This is a genomic window from Sphingomonas sp. Leaf20 (genome assembly GCF_001421535.1).
GTDB lineage: Bacteria > Pseudomonadota > Alphaproteobacteria > Sphingomonadales > Sphingomonadaceae > Sphingomonas.
Genome location: NZ_LMKN01000008.1, coordinates 182,571 through 208,521, shown reverse-complemented (window position 1 = coordinate 208,521; position 25,951 = coordinate 182,571). Strand labels below are relative to the sequence as shown.

The following is a 25,951-nucleotide window of genomic DNA, read 5'->3' as shown; positions in this document are numbered from 1 at the left end:
GAAGATCATGCACCAAACCGGTAAAACGGTCGTCATACTGGGCGCGGGGATCAGCGGCCTCGTCGCGGCGAAGGTGCTCGCCGATCAGGGCTGGCGGGTCACGCTGCTCGAACCCGCCGCGATGGCGGGCGGAAACCAGCGATCCCGCACGATCGGCGATTTCACCTTCGACATCGGCAGCTTCATCTTTTTCGACGACGGCGCGTTCTTCCGCCTGTTTCCGGAGGCTGGGCGCACCTGCCAGCCGGTCGCGATCGCAGCGACGCGGATCACCCCGACCGGACGCATCCACGCCTATCCGATCTCGATCCGCGACGACGTGCTGCGACAGCCGATCACCGCGATGCTGCTCGATCTGGCATCGCTCCTCTACGCGCGCATCGTCTCGCACAGGCCCGTCAGCGCGGGCTCGTTCGCACGCTATTATCTCGGTCGCCGGCTGTTCGTCCGCACCGGGCTGTCGAACTACATCACCCGGATGTTCGGGATCGCCGCGGACGACATCGATTACGCATTTGCTGAAAAGCGCATGGCGTGGATCGCGCGATCGGCCCGGATCTCGAGCCTGACCGACCGCCTCGTGCCCAAGCGGCGCGCGGCGTCACGGCCCGCAGCGCGTCCGGTCGTGCGCCCCCGCGCGGGCTTCGAAGGCCTTTTCGCCACCGCGATCGCACAGTTGCGCGATGCGGGCGTCGACGTCCGCTTCGATGTCGCGCTCGCCGCGATCGACGGGAGCATTGGCGCGATGGCGGTCCATACCAGTGGCGATACGCTGACCGCGGATCGGGTCGTGTCGACATTGCCGCTCAACCTCACCGCCGGACTTTGCGGTGTCGCACCCTCGCCGACGCTGCAGTCGGTCACGCTGCTGACGCTGTACGTCAGCTTCAAGGGCGAGCTGGGCTTCGCCAGCGGGATCCTCTGCAATTTCTCCAACGACGGCGCATGGAAGCGGCTGACGGTCCATTCGCGCGTCTATGGTCAGGTCGATGGCTATGACTATCTCGGCGTCGAGGTCCCGCTCACGTCGGGGGACGCCGATGCACAGGCCGCGTTCGAGGATTTCGCCGTGCACATGCGCCGGTCGCGTCTGCTCGATGGCGACGCGCTGCTGGTCGGGCATGACGTGACCCCGGGCGCCTACCCGATCTACCGACGCGGTTCGTCGGACGAATCCCGCCGGTTGATCGAGGAGATCGAGGCCCGGGGCGTCGACCTTATCGGGCGGCAGGGACGCTTCGACTATCTCCCGACGAGCTCCGCCGCCGCAAAGGAGGCGCGGCATTTCGCCGCGGCGATCGCCGGCGCCGACCCTGCCGGCAGCACGCCCGTCGCCCCATAGCGCGCCCTCGCGCCCCGCCGCCAACGGCCCCGGCTCAGTCCTCGATCGGCGCGGTCATGATCACGCGCAGCCCGGGCATGTTGTCGCTCGGCTCGATCGTTCCCGACAGGCGCGCGACGACGGCGTTCATCATCCGGCTGCCGAACCCGACGCGCGTGCCCGTCTTGCCGCCGCCGCGGTCGGCGACGATCAGGCGGATCTTGTTGCGATGCTGTTCGAGCGCGATCAGGATCGGGCCGGGCGCACCGCCATAGGCGTATTTGCTCGCGTTGATGACGAGCTCGGTCAGGATGAGCCCGACATTGACCGCACGGTCGGTGGGCATCAGCACGGGCGCGAGGTCGAGCCGCATCTGCGCCGCCCAGTCCTGGCCGAGCGTCCCCTGCATGTCGATCGCGAGCTCCTCGAGATAGCGCGCCAGATCGACCGACTGGACCTGGTCGTCATGGTATAGCCGACGATGGACCAGCGCCACCGCCGACAACCGCGCCTGCGCCTCGGCGAGGTGCGCGGTGACATTGGCGTCGCCCGCGGTCTTCGATTGCAGCGCGAGGAACGCGGACACCATCTGCAGGCTGTTCTGCACGCGGTGATTGACCTCCTTCATCAGGACGTCCTTCTGCTCGATCAGCCGGTCCTTCTCCGCCAGCGTTCGTTGCAGGTCACGGTTGAGCATGCGCATCCGGTGGCTCGAATACGCGTCGTGGAAGGTCCGGCGCAGGCGATACGCCGCCTCGACCTCTTCCAGCGACCAGCGCCGCGACTGGCCGCGCACCTGCTCGGTCCACGAGGCGAACGACGTGCGCGGGGTCAGCTGCGCGTGCGGATCATGCGAGACCGCCTTGTGCGGATTGCCTGCCCATTCGATCTTGGTCACGCGCTCGGCGCGGAACCACAGCAGCGTCGCGCCCTCGTCGATCAGCGGCATCGCCAGCACGCCGCTCGCCATCGCACGATAGCGTTCGGCGGGGGGATACAGCGTCGACAGCTGATGCGTGGCGACGGGGTCGCCGGGACCGCGGCGGCTGACCCACTCGACGAGATCGAGCACGTCCGCATCGCTCGGGCAGCTCCCCGTCGAATCGACGCGCAGGTCCTGGACAAACGCGAATCCGTCCCCGCCCAGCATCCGGCACAGGTCGTCGCGGACCACGGCGACGGTCTGCGCCGTGCGACCCTCCGACGTCATCTTCAGCACGACCGCATCCTCGGCCGACCGGAGCCGCAGCCGTTCGCGATAGCCCTCGGCTTCCTCCTTGGCACGGATCTGCCGCGCGAGGCTGCTCGCCAGCGTGCTCGCCGTCGCACGGACATCGGGTGCCATCCCGCGCGGCGTCATGTTGTGACAGGCGATCATGCCCCACAACAGCCCGTCCTTGACGATCGAGATCGACGCCGACGCGGCGACGCCCATGTTGGTCAGATAGCGCAGATGGATCGGCGACACGCTGCGCAGCGCGACGTCGCTGAGGTCGAGCGCCTCGAAGCCCGCCGGGCGCAGCACCGCCGGCGCGTAGACCGCATGCGGGATCGCGCGCGTCCGGTTGCGGATATACAGCGCGCGCGCCTGCTTCGGGATATCGGTCGCGGGGAAATGATGATGGAGAAAACTGTGCAGCGCGGGGTCGCGCTCCTCGGCGATCACGCGTCCGGACTCGTCGTCGAGAAAGCGATACACCATCACGCGGTCGAACCCGGTCAGCGTCCGGAACGCTGTCGCCGCCTGTTCGCACAGCGCCTGGAGATTGCCCGCGCGTTCGAACGCGCCTGCCATCGAATCGAGCCAGCCGAGCACGGTCGCCGCACTCGCGGGCGCGTGCGCCGCCGGCTCCAGTTCGACCAGCACATGATCATCGCCGCCGTGCAGCACCATGTGGAACCGCTCGGCAGTTCCCAGCACCAGCGCACCCACCGCCGCCCCGGTCATGCTGCCGCGCCCCGGCAGTTCGGCGAGCAGCTGGCGGATGTCCTGCCCGATCACGCTGACGAGGTCCGCGCCCAGCCAGTCCCTAGTCAGCCGTCCCTCGATGTCGCCTGCGCCAGCCACGATCTGCAGCGTTGCGGCATCGGCGACGAGCAGCAACCCGTGCGGCTGGATGGCGCCCGGGATATGGATGGGCTCGCGGTCGCAGTCCGTCAGGTCTATCGCGGTATCGGTCATGAAGGCGGTACTCATTTACTCGCCCGATCATGTCGCCCCGAGGCGCGAAAAGCAAATTCGCGCCGCGCGCCGCGGCCACGCGGACCGCAGCCGCGCGTCAGGCGCGCACGGCGTCCCGGTCCGCCGTCTGCGCGGTGCGGTCCGCCGCATCGGCGTAACGCCGCGCGATGATCGCACATGCGACGAGCTGGATCTGGTGGAACAGCATCAGCGGCAACAGGATCACGCCGACCTGCGCCGCGGGGAACAGCACGCCCGCCATCGGCACGCCCGACGCCAGGCTCTTCTTCGACCCGCAGAACAGCAGCACGATCGCATCCTCGCGCGGCAGCCGCATCACGCGTGCCATCGTCAGCGTCAGCGCCAGCACGATCACCAGCAGCGCACAGCTCAACAGCCCGATCAGCATCAGGTCGCCGACCGACACCCGGCTCCACAGGCCCTCGACCACCGCCGCGCCGAACGCGCCATAGACGACGAGCAGGATCGACCCGCGGTCGACGACCGTCAGCATCCCCTTGCGCCGCGTGACCCATGCGCCGATCCATGGCCGCAGCAGGTGCCCGGCGAGGAACGGCACCAGCAGCTGGAGCACGATCGCCTCGATGCTCTCGATCGACATGCCCCCGGCATTCCCCGCATTCTGCATCAGCAACGCGACCAGCGCGGGGGTGATCACGATGCCGAGCAGGTTGGAGAAGGATGCGCTGCAGACCGCGGCGGCGACGTTGCCGCGCGCGATCGCGGTAAAGGCGATCGACGACTGGACCGTCGAGGGCAGCAGCGTCAGGAACAACAATCCCGTCGCCATCCGCTCGTCGACGAACGGCAGCGCGGTCAGCCCGAGCCCGAGCGCGGGAAAGGCGATGAACGTCACCCCCAGCACCGCGAGGTGGAGCGGCCAGTTGCGCAGCCCGTCCCAGATCGCCGCGCGCGACAGTTTCGCGCCGTGGAGGAAGAACAGCAGGAAGATCGCGACATCGGCGACATAGCCGACGATCGTCGCCGCCTGTCCCCGCGCCGGCACCAGGCTCGCGAGCACGACGGTACCGAGCAGCATCAGGATGAACGGCTCGAAGATCGATAGAAAGCGCCGGATCACGGATTGGCCGTCACATAGGCCTCGAGCGTCGCCAGATGCCCGGCGATCGCCTCGTCATCGAGGAAGCTGCCGAGAAAGCTGTTGCGTGCCAGCGTCACGACCTGCCCGCGCGACAGGTTGCGCGCGCGCGCGGTCTGCCGGTAATTCTCGCCGATATACCCGCCGAAATAGGCCGGATCGTCCGAATGGATCGTCGCGCGCAGCCCGAGATCGAGCATCCGGTCGATCGGGTGATCCTCGATCCGGTCGACGTTGCGCAGCGCGACGTTCGACAGCGGGCACACGGTCAGCGTCATCGCCTCGCGCGCGAGCCGCGCGACCAGCACCGGATCCTCGAGCGCACGGTTGCCGTGATCGATCCGGTCGACACGCAGGATGTCGAGCGCCTCGTGGATATAGGCGGGCGGGCCCTCCTCGCCCGCATGCGCGCACAGCAGCAGCCCGGCGTCCGCCGACGCTTCGAACACGCGCGCGAACTTCGACGGCGGATGCCCCATCTCGGACGAATCGAGCCCGACGCCGATCAACTGGTCGAGCCAGGGCTCGGCCTGTTCGAATGTCCTGAAGGCATCCTCCTCGTCGAGATGCCGCAGATAGCTCATGATCAGCCCGACGCTCATCCCGTGCTTCGCGCGCGCCGCATCGATCCCCGCGAACAGGCCGTTGGCGACGACGTCGAACGGGATGCCGCGATGCGTGTGAGTCTGCGGATCGAAGAAGATCTCGGCATGGACGACGCCGTCCTGCGCGACCCGGTCGAAATAGGCGAGCGCCAGATCGTGGAAATCCTCCTCGGTCTGCAGCACCGCCGCGCCCGCATAATAGATGTCGAGGAACGTCTGGAGGTTGGTGAAGCTGTAGGCCGCACGCACGTCCTCGACGCTCTTGAACGGGATCGCGACCTTGTTGCGTTCGGCGAGCGCGAACATCAGCTCGGGCTCGAGGCTGCCCTCGATATGCAGGTGCAGTTCGGCCTTGGGCAGGTTGGTGATGAAGTCGTCGGTCATGCTCGATCCCGTCGCGATGTGCGTCACCGCGCAACCATTCCGCGCGTCGCGCACTTTGCGCAAGGTCGAAACCCGTTGCATGACATCTCTGTCACGGTACCGCGGACCGGCTATTGTCGCCTCATACCGATCACGCGAAGGACTCCATCGATGCCCACAGGACTGGTCGCACTGCTTGACGACATTGCCGGGATCACCAAGCTCGCCGCGGCGAGTCTCGACGATATCGGTGCCGCGACCGGCAAGGCGGGCAGCAAGGCGATCGGCGTGGTGGTCGACGATGCCGCGGTCACGCCGCGCTACATGGTCGGGTTCTCGCCCAAGCGCGAATTGCCGATGATCGGCAAGATCGCGCTCGGCTCGTTCCGCAACAAGCTGCTCTTCATCCTCCCCGCAGCGCTCGCGCTCAGCGCGTTCGCGCCCTGGGCGCTGACCCCGCTGCTCATGATCGGCGGCACCTATCTGTGCTTCGAGGGCGCGGAGAAGATCCTCGAGGCGTTCGGCGGCGGGCATACCGAGGCCGAGGAGACCGCGCCGACCGACGCGAAGGCGCTGGAGGAGCAAAAGGTCTCGGGCGCGATCCGCACCGACTTCATCCTGTCGGCCGAGATCATGGTGATCGCGCTGTCCGACGTCGCCGCCGAACCGATCTGGGAACAGGCGATCGTCCTCGCACTGGTCGGCGTCGCGATCACGATCCTCGTCTACGGCGTCGTCGCGCTGATCGTGAAGATGGACGATATCGGCCTGCATCTCGCCGAGCGGAACAGCGCGGTCGTGCAGTCGATCGGCCGCGGGCTGGTCAAGGGCATGCCGGTCGTCATGTCGGTGCTGTCGGTCGTCGGCACCGCGGCGATGGTCTGGGTCGGCGGGCAGATCATCGTCCACGGGATCGAGGATTTCGGGCTGACGACGATCCCGCACTTCATCCACGACGCCGCCGCGGGCGCCGCCGCCGCAGTGCCGGTCGCCAAGGGCGTGGTGAACTGGGTGGTCAATGCGGCGCTGTCGGGCGTCGTCGGCCTGATCCTCGGCGGCGCGATCGCACTCGGCCTCCACGCGGTAAAGAAGCCCAAGGCACACTGAGCGGCCCCGCGGCAGCGCGGCTCCTTCGTCATCCTGACGAAAGTCAGGATCCAGAGCCAGGAACGTCAGCGTCCGTTACCCTGGATCCTGACTTTCGTCAGGATGACGGCGGTGGGGGAACAGCCCGCGAAAGCCCCCCTATTTCGCGGTCCACTTGTCCATCCAGCCGATCACCTCGCCATACCATTGCAGGCTGTTCTTCGGCTTCAGCACCCAGTGATTCTCGTTCGGGTTCACCAGCAACCGCGACGGAATCCCCCGCCGCTGCAACGCGGTGAAGCTCGCCAGACCCTGCGTATACGGGATCCGGAAATCCTTCTCGCCGGTGATCACCAGCATCGGCGTCTTCCAGTTGGCGACGAAATTGACCGGGTTCCATTTCTCGAACGCGGCGGGATCCTCGTAATAGGTCTTGCCGCCATGCTCCCACTCGTCGAACCACAGCTCTTCGGTCTCGTACGCCATCGCGCGCGCATCGAAGACGCCGTCATGCTGGACGATGCACTTGAACCGGTCGGGCCACTTCCCCTCGATCCAGTTCATCATATAGCCGCCGTACGACGCACCCAGCGCGCAGGCGCGATCGCCGTCGAGCCAGCCGAACTTCGCGGTCGCCGCCGCCAGCCCCTTTTGCAGGTCCTCGAGCGGCCAGCCGCCCCAATTGTTGCTGATCGCGTCGGTGAAGGCCTGGCCGTATCCCGTCGACCCGTGGAAATCGACCGCGACCAAGCCGTAGCCCGCACCCGCGAACACCGCCGGGTTCCAGCGATAGGACCAGCTGTTGTTGCTCGACCCCTGCGGCCCGCCATGCACCATATAGGCGACCGGGACCTTCCCCGTGCTGCCGTACGGCTTCACCGCATAGCCCCAGACGGTGTCGTCGTTCGCGCCCGTGAAATTGAACCGCGTGACGGTCGGCATGTCGATGCCCGCGAGCTTGGCCGCGTTGACCGACGTCAGCCGCTCGGGCTTCGGCATCCGCTTGCCCTTCACCGCCAGCGCATAGAAATCGTCGGGCGCGGTCAGGCTGCTGATCGCGACAACCACGCCCTTGGGCGTCGGCACGACCGCGCCGACATGCCCCTCCTGCGTCAGTCGCGTCACCGCGCCCGTCGCAGGGTCGACCGCGAACACCGGCGTCTCCTGCGTGTCATCGGCGGTGACGTAGATGCGCTTGCTGTCGGGGCTCCACGCGATCGACGCGACCGAGCGGTCCCAGGCCTGCGTCACCGCGCGCACCTGACCGCTCGCCAGATCGCGCGTCATCAGCACCTGTCGATCCGCCTCGAACCCGGCGCGCGCCATCGCGAACCAGGCGAGCGTGCGGCCATCGGGCGACACCGTCGGCAGATTGTCCATGCCGGTGTTCGCCGCGGTCAGGTTGACCGGTGCCGCGGAGCCGTCCGCGGGGACCGAGAAGATGTCGAGATTGGTCGAGATCGCCTCGATCCGCCCCGCCTCGCGCAGTGCGAAATACAGCGTCCGGCCGTCCGCGCTCCACGACACTTCCTCGCCGCCACCGAACGGCTTTGACGGCGCATCGCCGATCAGACCGCGCGTTACCCCGACGCCGTCCCCCTGCGCGCCCTCGGTGGTCAGCGGCAGCACGAACAATTGCGACCGGTCGCCGTTCGACCATGTGTCCCAGTGCCGCACGAACAGCTGGTCATAGGTCCGCCCTGCCCCGGCATTCGGGTTCTTCTTGACCATCGCGGGCGCAAGGCTCGGCGCGCCGGGCTTGCGGTCGGCCCACACCACCAGCTTGTCGCCGGTCGGTGCGACCTTGAACCCGCCGAAACCGCCGTCGAAGCGCGTCAGCTTGCGCGGCGTGCCGCCGGCGATGCCGATCGACCAGACCGCGTCGCTGCCGCCCTTGTCCGACTGGTAATAGACGGTCGCGCCATCGGCAGAGAATTGCGCGCCGGTCTCGTTCACGTCGGCCTCGGCGATCAGCGGCTCGGGTTTCGCACCCTTGCGCGTCAGGTCGAGCCGCCACAGGTCGAACCGGCCGCGATCGGCGGCAAGGTCGGTCTCGCGCTGTTCCCACACCAGCCAGCGGCCGTCCTTCGACACCGCGGGCGAGGACACGCGCGACAGCTTGACGACATCGTCGATGGTCAGCTGGCGGGCGGTGGCGGGGGCGCTTGCAAGAGCGAGCACGGCGAGGCTTGCGGACAGCAGGATCTTCATGCGCGTCTGCATAGAATGCTTGCACGATCGCACGCAATCGCCACGTCGTCGCGCACGATGACGCGCAAATCCTCCTTCCCGCCCGTGGCCGCCGCCGATGCGCGGCTGCTCGTCCTGGGCAGCCTGCCCGGCGACCGGTCGCTCGCCGAGGCCCGCTATTACGCGCATCCGCAGAACCAGTTCTGGGCGCTGATGTCGGGGGTCCTCGCGCGCGACCTCGTCGCGCTGGCCTATGACGAGCGGCTGGTCGCGTTGCGCGATGCGGGCGTCGCGGTGTGGGACGTGATCGGGTCGGCGCACCGCGTCGGCAGCACCGACGCCGCGATCCTCGATGCGCAGGACAATGCGGTCGCCGACCTCGTCGCGCGCCTGCCCGACCTTCGCGCGATCGCGTTCAATGGCGCCACCGCGTTGAAGCTCGGCCTGAGACAGGGGCTCGGAACGCTCGGCCCGGCGATCGTCGCGCTGCCGTCGAGCAGCCCGCTCCACACGATCGGCCGCGCCGCCAAGCAGCCCGCCTGGGACGCGCTCGCGCCGTTCCTCGCCGTACCGCGCTAGATCCGCACCGCGCCCGCTGCGCGAACATCGGCGATCGTCGGCCAGCCATTGACCGCCATCAGCAGATCCGCCTCCGCCAGCAGGCACCGCAGCACGTGCGCCGCCCCGGCCGCGCCATCGAGCGCAAGGCCGTACGCATAGGGCCGCCCGACGCCGACCGCACGCGCGCCAAGCGCGATCGCCTTCACCACGTCGCTGCCCGACCGGATCCCTGAATCGAACAGCACGGGCACGTCGCCCGCTGCGGCGACCACGTCCGGCAGCATGTCGATCGCCGCGATCCCGCCATTGGCCTGCCGCCCGCCATGGTTCGAACAATAGATCGCATCTGCTCCCGCATCGATCGCGCGGCGCGCATCGTCGGGATGGCAGATGCCCTTCAGGATCAGCGGCAGCGTGGTCAGCGAGCGCAGCCACGCCATGTCGTCCCAGGTCAGCACCTTGCCGAACACGCCCGCCCATTGCCGCACCGCCGCCGCACCATCCTCCTCGGGCGGCTTGGCGAGCATCGCGCGAAAGACCGGGTCCGAGAAATAATTCATCAGCACCGCGCCGCGCAGCTGCGGGAAATTCGCGACGTTCAGGTCGCGCGGCCGCCATCCCGTCACCCAGGTGTCGAGCGTGACGACGATTCCCTTATACCCCGCCGCCTCGGCGCGGCGGACCAGGCTCTCGGCGAGCGCCTTGTCCTTGGGCGTGTAGAGCTGGAAGAACCCCGGCGTCTCGCCCAGCGCCCCCGCCACGTGCTCGAGCGGATCGTTCGACAGCGTCGACGCCATCAGCGGCACGCCCGTCTCGGCCGAGGCGCGCGCGGCGGCGAGATCGCCGTGCCCGTCCTGCGTGCAGATACCGATCACCCCGACCGGCGCCATGAACACCGGGCTCGGCAGCCGCATCCCGAACAGCTCGATCGACAGGTCGCGCCTGCTGCAATCGACCATCATCCGCGGCGTCATGCCCCAGTGCCGGAATGCGTCAGCGTTGTTGCGTTGCGTGAACTCATCGCCGCAGCCGCCCTGGACATAGCCCAGCACCGACGGCGGCATCGCCGCGCTCGCGCGCTGTTCGAGCGTCGCGTAATCAACGGGCAATTTCGGCACGACGCCGCTCAGGCCGGCGTTGTAGATCGCGTTCTGATAATCGCCGTAATGCGGCATCGCGCTGTTCCTTCCAGGCCTCTCGCGAAGCGAGGCCGGTCGACCGCCAGCCCTAGCTCCGTCCACAACCCTATACCGCCACCCCTCCCTCCCGTCATCCTGACGAAAGTCAGGATCCAGAGCCGCAAAGCACGACGCCCGTAACCCTGGATCCTGACTTTCGTCAGGATGACGGACGCTAGGACCTCACTCCCCCTCCCCATCGAGCTGCGCGAGGAACCCCGCCGCCTGCGCCAGCGTCGCATCCCGGTCCGCCGGCTTCATCTTCGCCCAGTTGCGATACGGCATCGCCAGTCGCGGATTGCGGTCGAGCTTGTCCGCGTTGCGCACCAGGAAATCCCAGTACAGCGCGTTGAACGGACACGCATTCTCCCCGACGCGCTGCTTCACGTCATAGCGGCAATGCCCGCAATAATCGGACATGCGGTTGATATACGCCCCCGACGCCGCATAGGGCTTCGACCCCAGCAACCCGCCATCGGCGAACTGGCTCATCCCCAGCGTATTGGGCAGCTCGACCCATTCATACGCGTCGGCATAGACCTCCAGATACCATTCATGCACCTGCTTGGGGTCCGCACCGATCAGCAGCGCGAAATTGCCCGTCACCATCAGCCGCTGGATATGATGCGCATAGGCATGATCGAGTGTCTGCCCGATCGCCTGCGACAGGCAGTGCATGTCGGTCTCGCCGGTCCAGTAGAAGCCCGGCAGATCGCGCGTCGCATCGAGGAAGTTGCGCTCGACATAGTCCGGCCCCTCGCGCCAGTAGATGCCGCGCATATATTCGCGCCAGCCGATGATCTGGCGGATGAACCCTTCCGCACAGTTGAGCGGCACGCGCCCGGCGGCATATTCCGCCTCGACCGCGCGGCACAGCGCGACCGGATCGAGCAGCCCCGAATTGATATAGGGCGACAGCACCGCGTGCCACAGGAACGGCTGGCCGGTCAGCATCGCGTCCTGATAATCCCCGAACCGCGGCAACGCATGCGTCAGGAAATGCCGCTGCTGCTTCAGCGCATCCTCGCGCGTCGTCGCGAAATCGAAGTCGTCGAGGCTGCCGGGATGCTCGCCGAACCGCGCCGTGACCATGGCGAGCACCGCGGTCGTGATCGCATCGGGGGCAAAGGAGAGCGGGCGCGGCATCAGCAGGTCGGCCTTGGCGGGCTTGCGATTGTCCGCATCGTAATTCCACTCGCCCCCCTCGGGCTTCTCGCCGTCCATCAACAGCCCGGTGCGGCGGCGCATCTCGCGGTAGAAATACTCCATCCGCAACTGCTTGCGCCCCTCGGCCCACGCCTCGAACTCGGCATGGCTGGCGAGGAAGCGGTCGTCGGCGCGGATCTCGACGGGCAGCCCGAACAGCGTTTCCCAGGCGTCGAGCATTGCTGCAACGCGCCATTCGCCCGCCTCGGTCACGACGATCCGCGTTGGATCGTGCCGCGCGATCGCGCGCGCGACTTCGCCGGTGAAGCTGTCCGTCGACACCGGATCGTCGAGCGCGACGTAATCGACGGTCCACCCGGCATCGCGCAGCGCCTGCGCGTGATGCCGCATCGCCGACAGGATATAGGCGATCTTGCGGCGATGGTGGCGGACATAGGTCGTCTCGTCGGCGACCTCCATCATCAGCACGATCGTCGTCGCCGGGTCGGCCCCGTTGAGCGACGCGATCTGCAGCGAAAGCTGGTCGCCGAGGATCGGCACGAGCGTGGTTTTCTTGGCGGGCATCGCATCCTACATGGCGAACCATGACCGCTCCTACAAACCCGTTATATCTGGGCCAGAACAGCGCCCTCCCCGCCTCGCCCGAAGAGGCCGTGCTCGATTACGTGCCCAACCCGCGCGTCGGCCGGACCTATCTGGTGCGGTTCGCGGTGCCCGAATTCACGTCGCTCTGCCCGGTCACCGGTCAGCCCGACTTCGCGCATCTCGTGATCGACTATGTCCCCGGCGAGACGATCGTCGAATCCAAGTCGCTCAAGCTGTTCCTCGGCAGCTTCCGCAACCATGCCGGGTTCCACGAGGATTGCACCGTCGGCATCGGCGAGCGGCTGTTCGACGAGATGAAGCCCGTCTGGCTGCGGATCGGCGGCTATTGGTATCCGCGCGGCGGGATCCCGATCGACGTCTTCTGGCAGTCCTCGGCGCCCCCCGCCGATCTCTGGCTCCCCGATCAGGGCGTCGCACCGTACCGCGGCCGCGGCTGAGCGGCTGACAACCGGAAACGTCTCGCCTTGTAATTCCCGGATATTGATCCCGATCAGCGCGTAAGTTTGTGTTGCAGTGCAATAAGATTGCAACTTTCGCGTGCGGTCGCGTGTTAGGGATGTGCGCACGACCGGGTTCGGTCGAAATGCGTGCACAGACAAGGGACAGGGTATGGCGTTACCGGCGGACGGGACCAAGATCACGCGGCTGGCATTGATCGGTAATTTTTTACCGAGGCAGTGCGGGATCGCGACCTATACGACGGACGTCTTCACCGCGATGCGCGCGCGTTTTCCCGACGTCGCGGTCGATGTCTATGCGATGGACGATCATCCCGGCCGGTACGCCTATCCCCCCGAAGTGTCGGGGACGATCCCCGAGACCGACCTGTCGGCCTATCTCGAGACGGCACGCAAGATCGACGCCAGCGGCGCGGATGCGATCTGGGTCCAGCATGAATACGGCATCTATGGCGGGCCGGCGGGTGATTACCTGCTCGCGCTGCTCGATCGCACGACGCTGCCCGTCGTCGTCGCGCTGCATACCATCCTCGAAAAGCCCAATCCCGACGAACGTCGCGTGATGGAGGGCCTGCTGCGCCGCGCCGCACGCGTCATCGTGATGGCCGAACGCGGTCGCGACATCCTGCAGCGCGTCTATGGCGCCAGCCCGCGCCAGATCGTCATGATCCCGCACGGCGTTCCCGATCGCGAACTCGTCGACCCCGACTCGCTGAAGTCGCAGTTCGGCTGGGAAGGCCGCAAGGTCGTCCTGACCTTCGGCCTGCTCGCGCCCAACAAGGGGATCGAGACGGTGATCGAGGCATTGCCCGCGGTCATCGAGCGTCATCCAAACCTGCTCTATGTCGTGCTCGGCGCGACGCATCCGAACCTCGTCGCGCATCAGGGGGAGGCCTATCGCGATCGCCTCAAGGCGCTGGCCGAGGCGCGTGGCGTCGCCGACAACGTCACCTTCGTCGACGCGTTCGTCGAGCATGACGAACTGCTCGGCTATCTGCAGGCGGCGGACATCTATGTGACGCCCTACACCAATCCCGCGCAGATCACGTCGGGTACGCTCAGCTACGCAGTCGGTGTCGGCAAGCCCGTCATCTCGACGCCCTATGTCCATGCGACAGAGATCCTCGCGGACGGCCACGGCGTGCTCGTTCCGTTCGGCGACGTCGCTGCATTCGCGCGTGAGATCGACACGCTGCTCTCGAGCGATCGCGATCGCCTTCGCCTGTCGCAGCGTGCCTATGCGCGCGGTCGTACGATGATCTGGCCGCAGCTCGCCGAGACGTCGATGGCGGAGATCCGCGCGGTGGTCGCGGCACGCCCTTTTCGCCTCGCCAAGCCATCGGCACCGTTGAAGCCGCTCAAGCCTGATTTCGCGGCGGTCGAGCGGATGAGCGATTCGACCGGGATGCTCCAGCACTCGATCTATTCGATCCCCGATCGTCGCCACGGCTATTGCATCGACGACAATTGCCGCGCGCTGATGTTGATGAGTGCGATCCCCGACATGGATCCGATCCTCCGCGACAAGTGGACGACGATCTACGCGTCGTTCGTGCAATATGCGTGGAACCCGGACGAGCGCCGGTTCCGCAACTTCATGCGCTTCGACCGCAGCTGGTGCGAGGATGTCGGGTCCGAGGATTCGAACGGTCGTACCGTGTGGGCGCTGGGTATCACCGCGCGCGATGCGCAGCTTGCCAAGCATCGTGACTGGGCGACCGCGATGTACGATTCGACCGCATCATGCGCGCTCGACCTCGGCAGCCTGCGTGCGCAGGCGTTCGCGATGCTCGGTGCCGCCGCGATGCTCGAGGCGAGTCCCGGGCACCAACTGTCGCTGTCGATCCTTGCAAAGTTCCCGGACATCCATCTGGCACTGCTTGAAAAGGCGCGCCGTCCGGAATGGCAGTGGTTCGAGATCGTCCTCGCCTATGACAATGCCCGCCTGCCGCAGGCGCTGATCCGTGCGGGTCAGGCGCTCGGGCGTCAGGACCTGATCGATTGCGGTCTGGCGACGCTCGACTGGATCGTCGCCAAGCAGACCTCGCCCGAAGGCCGCTTCCGCGCGGTCGGCACCGAGAGCTTCGGCCGGTCCTATGAGGATCCGTTGCAGTTCGACCAGCAACCGCTCGAGGCACAGGCGACGGTCGACGCGTGCACCGCGGCGTATGAGGCGACCGGCGACCAGCGCTGGCGCGACGAGGCCGAGCGTGCCTATCGCTGGTTCCTCGGCGGCAACGACCTCAATCTGCCGCTTGCGAGCGTCGCCGATGGCGGGTGTTTCGATGGTTTGATGCCGACCGGATTGAACCGGAATCAGGGCGCGGAGTCGATTTTGGCGCTTCAATTGGCCAATTGTGCGATTTCGGGGGTATCAAACGCAGTCCAAAGCGTGGCAGGGACCTCGCGCGTCGTCGCATAGCCTCGCTAGCGTCGACGTCCCTAGGTCGGAACGGCGCGCGAGGCATTAGCACGATGGACCTGTTTACCCACCAGCTGCGGCTGCACGCGGACCCGTCGCGGGTCGTCGTCCGGCCGTTCCACATCGCCTGGGCGGGCAATGCCGGCGCCCCCAGCCGCACCGAGCGGCTGGTCGGCGAGGTGCTCGAAATGACGAGCGCGGAAGCACGGACCCAGCTCGAGGTCGTGCTCAAGGATTTCGAAGCCCGGCACTGGCAGACGCGGCGCGTGTTCATGACGCGCTACGACGAGATCGAGGACATGCTCGGGCTCAACGGCGCCGACATCGGCGACGAGAAGCGCCAGCTGATCGGCGCCTATTTCTGTCACGAATACAGCTATGCCGCCGCCGCGCTGATGAACCCCAGCGCTGTGCCGCATTTCGACCAGTCGGGGATGCCGCCAGGCTCTCTGCGCATCCTGATGTCGATGCGCGCCGTGGGCGAGGGACACATCTCGTCGGTCGCGTTCCGCGAAGGCATCATCACCTGCGAAAACCAGATGAAGCTCGCCCCCGAGCCGCCCTTCGCGACCGCCACCGATGCGGTCGGCAGTGGCGAGGACGAGATGCCGCAGGGCCCCGTCACCGTCTATCGCCACCGCGACAGCACGCTGAGCGGCACCGTGATCTTCCCGATCACGCAGGCACAGTCGAAGGGGCTCGAGGATCTGCGTATCGTCAGGTTCAGGCACGACGACGGCGAATACGAATGGATCGGCACCTACACCGCGTATAACGGCTCGGTCATCCAGTCTGAACTGATGCGCACGCGCGATTTCCGCGCGTTCGATCTCGTGCCGATGACCGGCCCTGCCGCGCGCAACAAGGGCATGGCGCTGTTCCCGCGCAAGGTGAACGGCCAGTATATGATGATCGGCCGGCAAGACGGCGAGAACCTGTTCCTGCTCAAGTCGGACACGCTGACCGACTGGGACGACGGCGAGAAGATCCTCACGCCGCTCTACCCGTGGGAGCTGGTGCAGATCGGCAATTGCGGTCCGCCGATCGAGCTCGACGAGGGCTGGCTGCTGCTGACGCACGGCGTCGGCGCGATGCGCAAATATTCGATCGGCGCGGTGCTGCTCGACAAGGACGATCCGTCGAAGGTGATCGGCCGGACCGAACAGCCGATCCTCGCCGCGAAGGACCAGGACCGCGAGGGCTATGTCCCCAACGTCGTCTACAGCTGCGGTGCGCTGCGCCACGGCGACACGCTGTTCCTGCCCTATGGCATCGCCGACAGCTCGATCGGCTTCGCATTCGTCAAGATCACCGACATGCTCGCCGCGATGCGGTGACCGAGGCGGCGGCGGCGGGGTGTTTAGCCGCCGCCGTCCCGCCTCAGCGCGACGCCGCCTTGGTACGGCGGTACAATATCCCGGTCAGCACCGCGAACAGCAGCGTCCCGCCAACGAGCGCGATCGGCGCAAACCCGTCGCCGACGAGCGCCAGCGGCGTTTCCTCGTTGGTCATGTACACGATCCCGGCAAAGCCGACGCCCCACAGCGATTCCCCGACGATCATCCCCGTGGCGGTCAGCACCCCCATCCGCTTTGCGAGTTCGGGGTCGCGCGCCCGGTCCGCCCAGCGGTCATAGGCGAACCCCACCACCGCGCCGATCGTGACCGGCAGCGTCACCGCCATCGGCAGATACACGCCCAGCCCGACGCCAAGCGGCGGCAACCGCAGCTTGCCCGCCTTACCCAGCAATTCGTCGAGCGCGATCACGGCGACACCGGTGATCGCGCCATAGCCGATCATCGCCCAGTTGAGATTGCCGCCGAGCACGCCCTTCGCGAGTGCCGAGATCAGCGCCGCCTGCGGTGCGGCGAGCGCATTGGGCCCTGCCCCCGGCGCGCCTGCGAAGCCCAGCGTGCTGCCGAGCAGGTTGAGCACCGGCGGCACGACGATCGATCCGAACACGACGCCGATCAGCAACGCGACCTGCTGTTTCCACGGCGTCGCACCGACCAGCTGCCCGGTCTTGAGGTCCTGGAGATTGTCGTTCGAGATCGTCGCGATGCCGAACACGACGCCCGTCACGATCAGGCCATAGGCGACCAGCGCCTGCGTCGTCCCCGGCTCGACCGCGCGGCCGAACCACGCGACGAGCAGGATCGACGCCGCAAGGATGGCGAGGATCCCGATCCCCGATACGGGCGAGTTGGACGCGCCGATCAGCCCGGCCATATAGCCGCAGACCGCCGCGATCACGAGGCCGATGACGAGGATGAACACGAGGCTGCCCGCGATCAGCCCGATCGCCGACGCCTCGAGCGGTCCGCCCTCGAGCACCGTCCAGAGCAGGATGCCGATCGGCACCAGCATCGCGAGCGACGCAGCGCCGACGAACCCGATCGGAATGTCGCGGTCCTCGAGCGCGAGCACCGCACCGCCGCGTCGCGACGCCGAGGCGGCAAGCGCGGACCGGACGCCACCGACCACGGGCCCCGCGATCTTGAGCAGCGTCCAGATTGCCGCAACGCCGATCACGCCCGCGCCGAAGAACCGCACGTCAGAGCGGAACACGGTCGTGGCGATCACCTCCGCGGTGCCCGTCACGCTCCCGCCCGCGGTCAGGATCGGCAGCAGGATCCACCAGCCGATGACCACGCCGGCGAACATCGCCATCCCGACCGAAATCCCGACCAGATGCCCCGCGCCCAGCAGCGCGAACGACAGCCCGCCCGAGATCCCCGTCGCGCCCGCGCCGACGCGGAACCAGGTCGCGGCCTCCGCGGCGACGAGCTTGGTCTGCGTCAGGATCGCGAACCCCGCCGACACGAGCGCATTGACGACGATGATGCCAAGCCCGCGTGCGCTCTCCGCACCGCCCTCGCGGCTGCCCGCACCGACCTTGAGCACCTCCGCGGCCGCGCGGCCTTCGGGATAGGGCAGCACCGTGTCGACGACGAGCGCGCGGCGCAGCGGGACCGAGAACAGCACGCCCAGCACGCCGCCGAACATCGTGATCGCCGCGGTGGTGAAGAACGGAAAGCCCTGCCACCAGCCGATCATGACGAGCCCGGGCAGCACGAAGATGATCGCCGCCAGCGTCCCCGCCGCGGACGCGATCGTCTGGACGATGTTGTTCTCGAGGATCGTCGAATCCTTGAACAGCCGCAGCACCGCCATCGAGATCACCGCGGCGGGGATCGACGTCGCGAAGGTCAGCCCGATCTTGAGCCCCAGATAGACGTTGGCCGCGGTGAACAGCAGCGTGATGATCGCGCCGAGCACCACCCCGCGGAAGGTCAGCTCGCGCATTGTCGTCGGGGTCGACGGGGTCGTCGGGGGTGCGCTGCTGCGCGTCGCGTCGGTCATGTCGTAAGCCCCAGAGCAATTTGGGCGACTTGTGCCATGATGTGGGGCGGAGGGAAACCGCAACCCCCGCCACAAGGGCGAGCGGTCCTCTCCGAAACCCTACCGGTTCGCCATCCGCCGCGCGAAATGCACCTCGACTGCGCGCGTCACGCTCTGCGCGATCCGCTCCCGCCCCTCGGCACTATCGAGAAACGCCGCGTCCTGCGGGTTCGAGATATACCCCGTCTCGAACAGGATCGAGGGCATGTCGGGCGCCTTCAACACCATCAGCGACGCCATCCGGTGGAAGTTGGCCTTGAGCGGCATCAGCGGTTTCGCCTCGCGCCCCAGCAGTCGCGCGAACGTCGCCGACGCGTTCATCGTCTCGCGCTGCGTCAGGTCGATCAGGATCGACGATACGTCCGCCGGCGCCTCCCCCAGATTCACCCCGGAAATCACGTCCGCCTTGTTCTCGCGCGCCGCAAGCCGCGCGGCCTCCTTGTCGGACGCGACCTCGGACAGCGTGTACGCGGTCGCGCCGGTCGCGCCTTCGGATCCCGTGCTGTCGCAGTGGATCGAGATGAACAGGTCTCCCTTCAATCGGCGCGCCACGCCGTACCGCTCGCGCAGTATCAGGAACCGGTCGTCGCTCCGCGTGAGCGCGACGCGCACGCGGCCCGAGGCGAGCAGCGCGTCGCGGATCGCCTTGGCGACCTTCAGCGTCACGTCCTTCTCGCGCAGCCCGTCGGGGCCGATCGCACCCGGATCGACGCCGCCATGCCCCGCATCGATCACCACCAGCGGTCGCGAATCGTCCCCCTCGACGCGCGGCAGCGCCACGCCGCGTGCGCGCGCGGGCACGGGGATCGACACCTTGTAGCGCGGTGCCGGTCGCCCGACGAAGCTCAGCGGGAAGAAGGTGATCGGGCCGGCGACCCCGGCCTGCGCGAACCCGCTCGCGTCGACGCGGCGCAATGCCAGCGTCAGCTCGCGACCGTCCGAGTCGAAACCGCCATCGGCGACGATCACCGGCTCGGACAGGTCGAACAGCATCCGCAGACCCGCCGCACCATGCCGGCGCTGCGTGACGCGGGTCACCACGCCCCCCGCCCTGACCTGTGCGCCGGGCGTCACGCCCGCAATGTCGACCGCGATCTGCTGCCGTCCGGTAAGGATCTCGCTGGCCGCCCGGTCGACCGGTGCGTCGAAGCGGATGACGATCCGCGCGCTGCCGATCGCAACGCTCTGCACCGTCGCCGCGAGCGCAGGAACGCCGGACAGCCAGCCGAGCATCAGGGCGAGGACCGCGACCATCCTGCGTCCATGCCGTGCGACCGCGCCGCCGGTCCAGCGAAAAGCCATGCCACACCCTTTCGATCGGTACATTCGATCACGCCGCTCCCTCTAGACTACGCCGCCGCAAAAGGGTGTTGCGGGGTAGGGTTAACCTGCCGTTTGCCGTGATTTACCGGCAATTTCCTGCCGCCCCGGCAAACGCCCCGACCCGCAAAACCTCTTCCCTCGGCATTCCGACACACCACAAATCCGAACGCCGGGCGCCACGGGCCCCGACCCCGGATCCAGCGTACCCGAAGCCCCAACACGTCCCCGCGCCGCGCCAGTTGCGGGATCGGATATGCAGTGCTAGTCCTGTCGTGCACCCGTGCATCGCTTAAATTTTTACAGCGACGCGCCGGTCTCAACGCCCGCCTGCGATCCTCGCCGGCGCGGCAATTTCAGGTTGACGCTCGAATGACGCATTCCCCCCGCCCCGCGCACCGATCGGCCTTCGCCGACGGGATCGCGGTCGTGCGGGCGCCGCAGGGTCAGATCCCGCGGCATGCGCGCCGAGCAGAGGCAGTTTCGCATACCTTCCGCGGCTCAGGACGTCCGTGTCCGACCGCCCCACCATCAAGCGCGCGACGGCTGCCATCAGGCCCGGCGCGCGCGCGGAGACTTTATTATGACAACGCGTATGCTGATCGACGCACGCCACCGGGAAGAGACCCGGATCGCCGTCGTCAAAGGTAACCGGATCGAGGAATTCGATTTCGAGAGTGCCGAACGCAAGCAGCTCAAAGGCAATATCTACCTCGCCAAGGTCACGCGGGTCGAGCCGTCGCTCCAGGCGGCGTTCATCGATTACGGCGGCAATCGCCACGGCTTCCTCGCATTCAGCGAGATCCACCCCGATTACTACCAGATCCCCAAGGAAGACCGCGACGCGCTGCTCCGCGAGGAGGCCGAGCACGCCGCCGAGGAAGCCGCGCTGCGCGCCGATTATGATTCGGACGACGAAGAGGGTGACGACGAGGACGATATCGAGCGCTTCGAGGACGATGGCGGGGTAGACCCCGACGTCGCCGAGGAACTCGAAGGCGGCGAAGAGGCCGGCGAGGCCCCGCGTCGCAAGCGCAAGTCGAGCAGCGACGATGCCGCGGTCGAGGACCTGCGCGAGCGTCGCATGAACCTGCGCCGCCGCTACAAGATCCAGGACGTGATCCATCGCCGCCAGGTGCTGCTCGTCCAGGTCGTCAAGGAAGAGCGCGGCAACAAGGGCGCGGCGCTGACCACGTATTTGTCGCTCGCCGGCCGTTACTGCGTGCTGATGCCCAACACGAGCCACGGCGGCGGCATTTCGCGCAAGATCAGCAACGCGGGCGATCGCAAGCGGCTGAAGTCGATCATGGCCGACATGCAGCTGCCGCCCTCGATGGGCTGCATCGTCCGCACCGCGGGCCTCCAGCGCTCGAAGGTCGAGATCAAGCGCGACTTCGACTACCTCGCCCGCCTGTGGGACGGAATCCGCGAAGCCACGCTCAAGGCGTCGGCGCCCGCGCTCGTGTACGGCGACAGCGACCTGATCAAGCGCGCGATCCGCGACATCTACAACAAGGAAATCGAAGAGGTCATCGTCGAGGGCGAGGACGGCTATCGCCAGGCGCGCGAGTTCATGCGCCTGCTGATGCCAACGCACGCGCGACGCATCAAGCATTACGCCGACCCCGTGCCGCTGTTCCAGCGCGCGGGCGTCGAGGATCAGCTGTCGGCGATGTACCATCCCGTCGTCCAGCTGAAGTCGGGCGGCTATCTGGTCATCAACCCGACCGAGGCGCTCGTCTCGATCGACATCAACTCAGGGAGGTCGACCCGCGAGCATTCGATCGAGCAGACCGCGACCGCGACCAACCTCGAGGCCGCCCAGGAAATCGGTCGCCAGCTCCGCCTGCGCGACATGGCCGGGCTCGTCGTCATCGACTTCATCGACATGGATAACAATTCCAACGTCCGTAAGGTCGAGAAGGCGATGAAGGAGGCGCTCAAGAACGATCGCGCGCGCATCCAGATCGGCCGCATCTCGTCGTTCGGCCTCATGGAAATGAGCCGCCAGCGGCTGCGCACCGGCGTGCTCGAAGCCTCGACGCGCGCCTGCCCGCATTGCGAGGGCACCGGGCTGGTGCGCACCGCATCGTCGTCGGGCATCTCCGCGCTCCGCCTCATCGAGGACGAGGCCGCCCGCGGTCGCGGCTCGCTGCTGACGCTGCGCGCGAGCCAGGAGGCCGCGGTCTACATCCTCAACCGCAAGCGTGCGGACATCGCCGAGATCGAGGATCGCTACGGCGTGATCGTCGAGATCATCCCCGGCCAAGACGAGGAAGGCGCGCACATGACGGTCGAGGCCAGCGGCCCGCCGCCCGCGCATCCGCCGAAGTTCGTGCAGATCATCGAGGAGGACGAGGACGACCTTCCCGAGGAGATCGAGGACGAGATCGAGGAGGACGAGGTCGAAGAGGCCGAGGCCGAGCAGCCGCGCCGTCGTGAAGGGGGCCGTGAAGGCGGTCGTGAAGGCGGGCGTGAAGGCGGGCGCGAGCAGGGCGCACGCGAGGCGCGTGACGCAGACGGCGAAGGCGGCAAGAAGCGTCGCCGCCGTCGCGGTCGTCGCGGTCGTGCGCGTCCCGGCGAGGAGGGTGCAGCCGAAGGCGTCGCCGACACCGGCACGTTCGACGAGGCGGATGGCAACGTCGAGGAAATCGACGAGGTCGAGGGCGAGATCGTCGCGATCGGCGGCACCGGCGCGCTCGACGAAGCGGCGGACGGCGTGACGGACGACGCCGCGGACGAGGCAGCACCGGCCGATCGGACGAACGGCGAAGGCGAAGGCCGCCGTCGTCGTGGCCGTCGCGGTCGCCGCGGCGGACGTCGCAACGAGCAGGGTACGGATCAGCCGATCGCCGTCAGCAGCGTCGACGATGCCGCGCTGATCGCCGACGCCCCCGAGCCCGATCGCACCGCGACGGATACGGACGAGGTCTATGCGCCTGCCGAACCGGTTGTGTTGGGCACCGTGGCGGACGAGGCACCCGCAGACGCGGCCGAGGCGCCCAAGATGCGTCGTCGTCCCCGCGCGCGGGCTGCGGCTGCCGCGAGCAACATCGCCGAGGCGGTTGCCGATGCCGCACCGAAGCCGCGTCGTGGCCGCAAGCCGCGCGTTGCCGAGGTCGAGGCCGAGGCGGATACCGGCGCTGGCGTCGAAGACGCGGTTGCCGAGCCCGCCGTGGCCGATGTCGCGGAGCCCGTTGCGGCCGAGCCCGTCGCGGCCGAGCCCGTTGCGGCCGAGCCGCGCGCCAAGGCGGGTCGTCGTCGCCGCGAGGCGGTTGCCGACGCAACGATGGACGAGGTGAGCGCAACGCCCGCCGAGACCATCGAAGCCTCGACGCCGAAACCGAAGCGCACGCGTCGCAAGGCGGGTGACGTGGCGGTCGCGCCCGTCGCCGAAGCGCCCGCCGCGGAGGAGGCCCCTGCCAAGGTCGCCAAGCCGCGCGGTCGCCCGCGCAAGACCGCGGTGATCGAGGCGGGTGATGCCGCGCCGACCACCGACGCGCTTGCCGCCCCCGTCGAGACGGCGGTCCCCGAGGTCGAGGTCCAGCCGCAGGCCGATACGGGCAGCGGCAACGGCAATGACGACCCCGACGGCGCACCCCGCCGTGGTTGGTGGCAGCGCACGTTCGGCTGACGCCGGCGCGCATCACCCGACAGACGGGCGCGACCGAAGGGTCGCGCCCGTTTTTCGTTGCGGGCCGCTTAAGCGGGCCCGCGCCCGCGCCCAACCGCCCGAACGGCACCGTACACGCCGGCGCTGCGCCATTGCCCCCCCGCCCCCGATCGACGATAACGCCCGATATGAAGCGTTTCGTAGCCGCCGCGACCGCCGCCCTGCTGCTCTGGGTGCAACCCGCCCATGCGCAGTCGATCCTCCGCGATGCCGAGACCGAGACGATGTTCGCGGAGATGTCGGCGCCGCTCGTCAAGGCCGCCGGCCTGTCGCCGCGCGACGTCAAGGTCGTGCTGATCAACGACGACTCGATCAACGCCTTCGTCGCGGGCGGGCAGACCGTCTACGTCCATTCGGGGCTGTTGCAGGCGGCGGACAATGCCAACGAGGTGCAGGGCGTGATCGCGCACGAGCTCGGTCACATCGCCGACGGCCATGTCGTCCTCTCCGACCGCGGTACCAAGCCCGCGATGGGGATGTACCTGCTCTCGATGGTGCTCGGCCTGGCGGCGATGGCGGCGGGCAGCGGCGAGGCAGGCGCCGGGATCATGGCGGCGGGACAGCAGGCCGCGATGGGCAATTATCTCGCGTTCAGCCGCACGCAGGAATCGACCGCGGATGCCAGCGGCGCCAAATATCTGCGCGAGGCCAACGTCACCGGTCGCGGCATGCTGAGCTTCTTCAAGAAGCTGCAACAGCAGGAATATCGCTACGGCACCGCCAATATCGATCCGTACATGCAGTCGCATCCGCTGTCGGGCGAACGCGTCTCCGCGCTGACCGCGGATCTTCAGGCATCGCCCGCCTGGGCGATCAAACCCGACGCCGCGCTGGAGGAGCGCTTCCGCCGCGTGAAGGCGAAGCTTGCCGGCTATGTCATGCCCGCGCCGCGGACGCTGCAAAGCTATCCGCCGAGCGACCAGTCAATCTATGCGCATTATGCGCGCGCCTATGCCTATCACAAGTCGGGCTACCCCGAGAAAGCCGACGCGGAGGCGGACGCGCTCGTCAAGGCGAAGCCCGACGATCCCTATTTCCTCGAGATCAAGGGGCAGATCCTGCTCGAGGCGGGCAAGCCGGTCGAATCGCTCGTGCCGCTGCGCGAGGCGACCGAGGGATCACGCAACAACCCGCTGATCGCGACGACCTTCGGCCACGCGCTGATCGCGACCGAGAACAAGGCCAATTATCCCGAAGCCACGAGAGTGCTCCGGACCGCGGTCGCACGCGACGACCAGAACCCGTTCGCCTGGATGCAGCTCGGCACGGTGTACGAACTCACCGGCGACACGCCGCGCGCGGCGCTCGCCACCGCCGAACGCGCGAGCATGGGCGGCGACATGCGCACCGCGTCGTCGAGCGCGCGCTATGCGCTGGCGAACATCCCCGCGAACACCCCCGACTGGATCCGTGCGCAGGACATCGCGATGACCGCGCAAAACGAGATGGACGACAATCCAAAGCAGTATAAGCGCCGCCGATGAACAGATTCAGTTTGCCCGCGATCGCGGTGGCCGGTGCGATCCTCGGCGGGCTCGCGGTGTGGGGCTTTGACCGTCAGGGCGGCGGCGTCGAACGCGCGCAGGTCGAGGCGATCGTCCACGACTATGTCCTCGCGCACCCGGAGATCCTGCCCGAGGCGATGGAGAAGCTGCGCGACCGCGAGTCCGGCAAGACGGTGACCGCGAACCGCGCCGCGATCGTCACCCCGTTCGGCAGCGCCTGGGCGGGCAATCCCAAGGGCGACGTCACGCTGGTCGAATATTTCGACTATAATTGTGGCTATTGCCGCGCGAGCCTGCCGACGATCGCCAGGCTGATCGCGGCCGATCCCAAGGTCCGCGTCGTCTTCCGCGAACTCCCGGTGCTGAGCGCCGAAAGCCGCGTTGCCGCACGCGCGAGCCTCGCGGCGGCGCAGCAGGGCAAGTTCGCCACCTTCCACGACGCGCTCTACGCCGGCGGCCCGGTCAGCGACGCCTCGATCGCCGCGGCGGCCGCAAAGGCGGGCGTCGACACGGCACAGCCGGGCTTCGGGAAGACCGCCGACGCCGAAATCGCCAAGAACATGGAAACCGCCGCCAAGCTCGGTGTGACGGGCACGCCGAGCTGGGTGGTCGGCGACCGCGTCCTGTCCGGCGCATTGCCGCTCGAGGAGCTGCAGAAGGCGGTCGCCGCGGCGCGCGCTGGCTGACCCCTGTCCTCCTGACGAAAGTCAGGATCCAGAGCCACAACCGGAACGCGTGTGGCTCTGGATCCCGGGTCGAGCCCAGGATGACGGCAATGGGGGCTGACGGCCC

The 25,951-nt window shown here is 67.7% G+C and carries 17 protein-coding genes; 9 read left to right on the top strand and 8 right to left on the bottom strand.

Annotation, left to right across the window (positions count from 1 at the left end):
• The first annotated feature begins 7 nt into the window (after window positions 1-7).
• On the top strand, window positions 8-1,342 hold the full coding sequence (locus tag ASE72_RS09235; protein ID WP_056019979.1) for a protoporphyrinogen/coproporphyrinogen oxidase: 1,335 nt from the start codon (window positions 8-10) through the stop codon (window positions 1,340-1,342).
• Between the two features lie 34 nt (window positions 1,343-1,376).
• Here the strand turns inward: ASE72_RS09235 and ASE72_RS09230 are convergent, their stop codons facing one another.
• The 3 genes from ASE72_RS09230 to ASE72_RS09220 all read right to left on the bottom strand — a co-directional run bounded on the left by ASE72_RS09230 (window position 1,377) and on the right by ASE72_RS09220 (window position 5,612).
• Window positions 1,377-3,518 (bottom strand): histidine kinase dimerization/phosphoacceptor domain -containing protein, encoded by a 2,142-nt coding sequence (locus tag ASE72_RS09230; RefSeq protein ID WP_056019976.1) that lies wholly within the window; start codon window positions 3,516-3,518, stop codon window positions 1,377-1,379.
• Window positions 3,519-3,600: 82 nt separating this feature from the next.
• Window positions 3,601-4,602, bottom strand: coding sequence for a bile acid:sodium symporter family protein (locus ASE72_RS09225; protein WP_443024771.1), 1,002 nt, complete (start codon window positions 4,600-4,602; stop codon window positions 3,601-3,603).
• On the bottom strand, window positions 4,602-5,612 hold the full coding sequence (locus tag ASE72_RS09220; protein WP_056022047.1) for an adenosine deaminase: 1,011 nt from the start codon (window positions 5,610-5,612) through the stop codon (window positions 4,602-4,604). The genes ASE72_RS09225 and ASE72_RS09220 overlap by 1 nt, the downstream gene beginning before the upstream one ends.
• 150 nt (window positions 5,613-5,762) lie before the next feature.
• Between ASE72_RS09220 and ASE72_RS09215 the strand changes: the two genes are divergently transcribed.
• Entirely contained in the window at window positions 5,763-6,698 is a 936-nt protein-coding gene (locus tag ASE72_RS09215; RefSeq protein WP_056019972.1) for a DUF808 domain-containing protein, read from the top strand.
• Between the two features lie 138 nt (window positions 6,699-6,836).
• On the opposite strand, the gene ASE72_RS09210 is transcribed toward ASE72_RS09215, so the two are convergent.
• Window positions 6,837-8,888 (bottom strand): S9 family peptidase, encoded by a 2,052-nt coding sequence (locus ASE72_RS09210; protein ID WP_056022044.1) that lies wholly within the window; start codon window positions 8,886-8,888, stop codon window positions 6,837-6,839.
• 57 nt (window positions 8,889-8,945) lie between these two features.
• Here ASE72_RS09210 and ASE72_RS09205 point away from each other — a divergent pair, with 57 nt between their 5' ends.
• A complete protein-coding gene (locus ASE72_RS09205; protein ID WP_082446002.1) occupies window positions 8,946-9,446 on the top strand; it encodes a DNA-deoxyinosine glycosylase in 501 nt (166 codons plus the stop codon).
• Here the strand turns inward: ASE72_RS09205 and ASE72_RS09200 are convergent.
• Together ASE72_RS09200 and ASE72_RS09195 are read right to left on the bottom strand one after the other, a co-directional pair.
• Window positions 9,443-10,603 carry an alpha-hydroxy-acid oxidizing protein gene (locus ASE72_RS09200; protein WP_056019967.1) on the bottom strand — a complete coding sequence of 387 codons (1,161 nt, stop codon included), beginning with the start codon at window positions 10,601-10,603 and terminating at the stop codon, window positions 9,443-9,445. The two genes, ASE72_RS09205 and ASE72_RS09200, sit on opposite strands and share 4 nt — an antisense overlap.
• Before the next feature lie 186 nt (window positions 10,604-10,789).
• Window positions 10,790-12,337 carry a cryptochrome/photolyase family protein gene (locus ASE72_RS09195; RefSeq protein ID WP_056019964.1) on the bottom strand — a complete coding sequence of 516 codons (1,548 nt, stop codon included), beginning with the start codon at window positions 12,335-12,337 and terminating at the stop codon, window positions 10,790-10,792.
• Between the two features lie 20 nt (window positions 12,338-12,357).
• Here ASE72_RS09195 and queF point away from each other — a divergent pair, with 20 nt between their 5' ends.
• The 3 genes from queF to ASE72_RS09180 all read left to right on the top strand — a co-directional run bounded on the left by queF (window position 12,358) and on the right by ASE72_RS09180 (window position 16,596).
• Window positions 12,358-12,816, top strand: coding sequence for a preQ(1) synthase (gene queF / locus ASE72_RS09190; RefSeq protein WP_037527914.1), 459 nt, complete (start codon window positions 12,358-12,360; stop codon window positions 12,814-12,816).
• A 172-nt stretch (window positions 12,817-12,988) separates the two neighbouring features.
• Window positions 12,989-15,259, top strand: coding sequence for a glycosyltransferase family 4 protein (locus tag ASE72_RS09185; protein ID WP_056019961.1), 2,271 nt, complete (start codon window positions 12,989-12,991; stop codon window positions 15,257-15,259).
• 53 nt (window positions 15,260-15,312) lie between these two features.
• Window positions 15,313-16,596: a glycoside hydrolase family 130 protein gene (locus tag ASE72_RS09180; RefSeq protein ID WP_056019959.1), complete on the top strand. Its 1,284-nt coding sequence runs from the start codon at window positions 15,313-15,315 to the stop codon at window positions 16,594-16,596.
• A gap of 43 nt (window positions 16,597-16,639) precedes the next feature.
• Here the strand turns inward: ASE72_RS09180 and ASE72_RS09175 are convergent, their stop codons facing one another.
• On the bottom strand, window positions 16,640-18,622 hold the full coding sequence (locus tag ASE72_RS09175) for an OPT family oligopeptide transporter (RefSeq protein ID WP_056019956.1): 1,983 nt from the start codon (window positions 18,620-18,622) through the stop codon (window positions 16,640-16,642).
• A 99-nt stretch (window positions 18,623-18,721) separates the two neighbouring features.
• Window positions 18,722-19,963 (bottom strand): N-acetylmuramoyl-L-alanine amidase, encoded by a 1,242-nt coding sequence (locus tag ASE72_RS09170; protein WP_056019953.1) that lies wholly within the window; start codon window positions 19,961-19,963, stop codon window positions 18,722-18,724.
• 613 nt (window positions 19,964-20,576) lie between these two features.
• Here ASE72_RS09170 and ASE72_RS09165 point away from each other — a divergent pair.
• The 3 genes from ASE72_RS09165 to ASE72_RS09155 all read left to right on the top strand — a co-directional run bounded on the left by ASE72_RS09165 (window position 20,577) and on the right by ASE72_RS09155 (window position 25,845).
• Window positions 20,577-23,615 carry an Rne/Rng family ribonuclease gene (locus ASE72_RS09165; protein WP_082445922.1) on the top strand — a complete coding sequence of 1,013 codons (3,039 nt, stop codon included), beginning with the start codon at window positions 20,577-20,579 and terminating at the stop codon, window positions 23,613-23,615.
• A gap of 167 nt (window positions 23,616-23,782) precedes the next feature.
• Window positions 23,783-25,138 carry a M48 family metalloprotease gene (locus ASE72_RS09160; protein ID WP_056019947.1) on the top strand — a complete coding sequence of 452 codons (1,356 nt, stop codon included), beginning with the start codon at window positions 23,783-23,785 and terminating at the stop codon, window positions 25,136-25,138.
• On the top strand, window positions 25,135-25,845 hold the full coding sequence (locus tag ASE72_RS09155) for a DsbA family protein (protein ID WP_056019944.1): 711 nt from the start codon (window positions 25,135-25,137) through the stop codon (window positions 25,843-25,845). The genes ASE72_RS09160 and ASE72_RS09155 overlap by 4 nt, the downstream gene beginning before the upstream one ends.
• Window positions 25,846-25,951 lie beyond the last annotated feature (106 nt).

Bases quoted from the DNA above. Each gene is read 5' to 3' on its own strand.
- ASE72_RS09235 (WP_056019979.1), top strand. From the start codon at position 8: ATGCACCAAACCGGTAAAACGGTCGTCATACTGGGCGCGGGGATCAGC.
- ASE72_RS09230 (WP_056019976.1), bottom strand. From the start codon at position 3,518: ATGAGTACCGCCTTCATGACCGATACCGCGATAGACCTGACGGACTGC.
- ASE72_RS09220 (WP_056022047.1), bottom strand. From the start codon at position 5,612: ATGACCGACGACTTCATCACCAACCTGCCCAAGGCCGAACTGCACCTG.
- ASE72_RS09215 (WP_056019972.1), top strand. From the start codon at position 5,763: ATGCCCACAGGACTGGTCGCACTGCTTGACGACATTGCCGGGATCACC.
- ASE72_RS09210 (WP_056022044.1), bottom strand. From the start codon at position 8,888: ATGAAGATCCTGCTGTCCGCAAGCCTCGCCGTGCTCGCTCTTGCAAGC.
- ASE72_RS09205 (WP_082446002.1), top strand. From the start codon at position 8,946: ATGACGCGCAAATCCTCCTTCCCGCCCGTGGCCGCCGCCGATGCGCGG.
- ASE72_RS09200 (WP_056019967.1), bottom strand. From the start codon at position 10,603: ATGCCGCATTACGGCGATTATCAGAACGCGATCTACAACGCCGGCCTG.
- ASE72_RS09195 (WP_056019964.1), bottom strand. From the start codon at position 12,337: ATGCCCGCCAAGAAAACCACGCTCGTGCCGATCCTCGGCGACCAGCTT.
- queF (WP_037527914.1), top strand. From the start codon at position 12,358: ATGACCGCTCCTACAAACCCGTTATATCTGGGCCAGAACAGCGCCCTC.
- ASE72_RS09185 (WP_056019961.1), top strand. From the start codon at position 12,989: ATGGCGTTACCGGCGGACGGGACCAAGATCACGCGGCTGGCATTGATC.
- ASE72_RS09180 (WP_056019959.1), top strand. From the start codon at position 15,313: ATGGACCTGTTTACCCACCAGCTGCGGCTGCACGCGGACCCGTCGCGG.
- ASE72_RS09175 (WP_056019956.1), bottom strand. From the start codon at position 18,622: ATGACCGACGCGACGCGCAGCAGCGCACCCCCGACGACCCCGTCGACC.
- ASE72_RS09170 (WP_056019953.1), bottom strand. From the start codon at position 19,963: ATGGCTTTTCGCTGGACCGGCGGCGCGGTCGCACGGCATGGACGCAGG.
- ASE72_RS09165 (WP_082445922.1), top strand. From the start codon at position 20,577: ATGCTGATCGACGCACGCCACCGGGAAGAGACCCGGATCGCCGTCGTC.
- ASE72_RS09160 (WP_056019947.1), top strand. From the start codon at position 23,783: ATGAAGCGTTTCGTAGCCGCCGCGACCGCCGCCCTGCTGCTCTGGGTG.
- ASE72_RS09155 (WP_056019944.1), top strand. From the start codon at position 25,135: ATGAACAGATTCAGTTTGCCCGCGATCGCGGTGGCCGGTGCGATCCTC.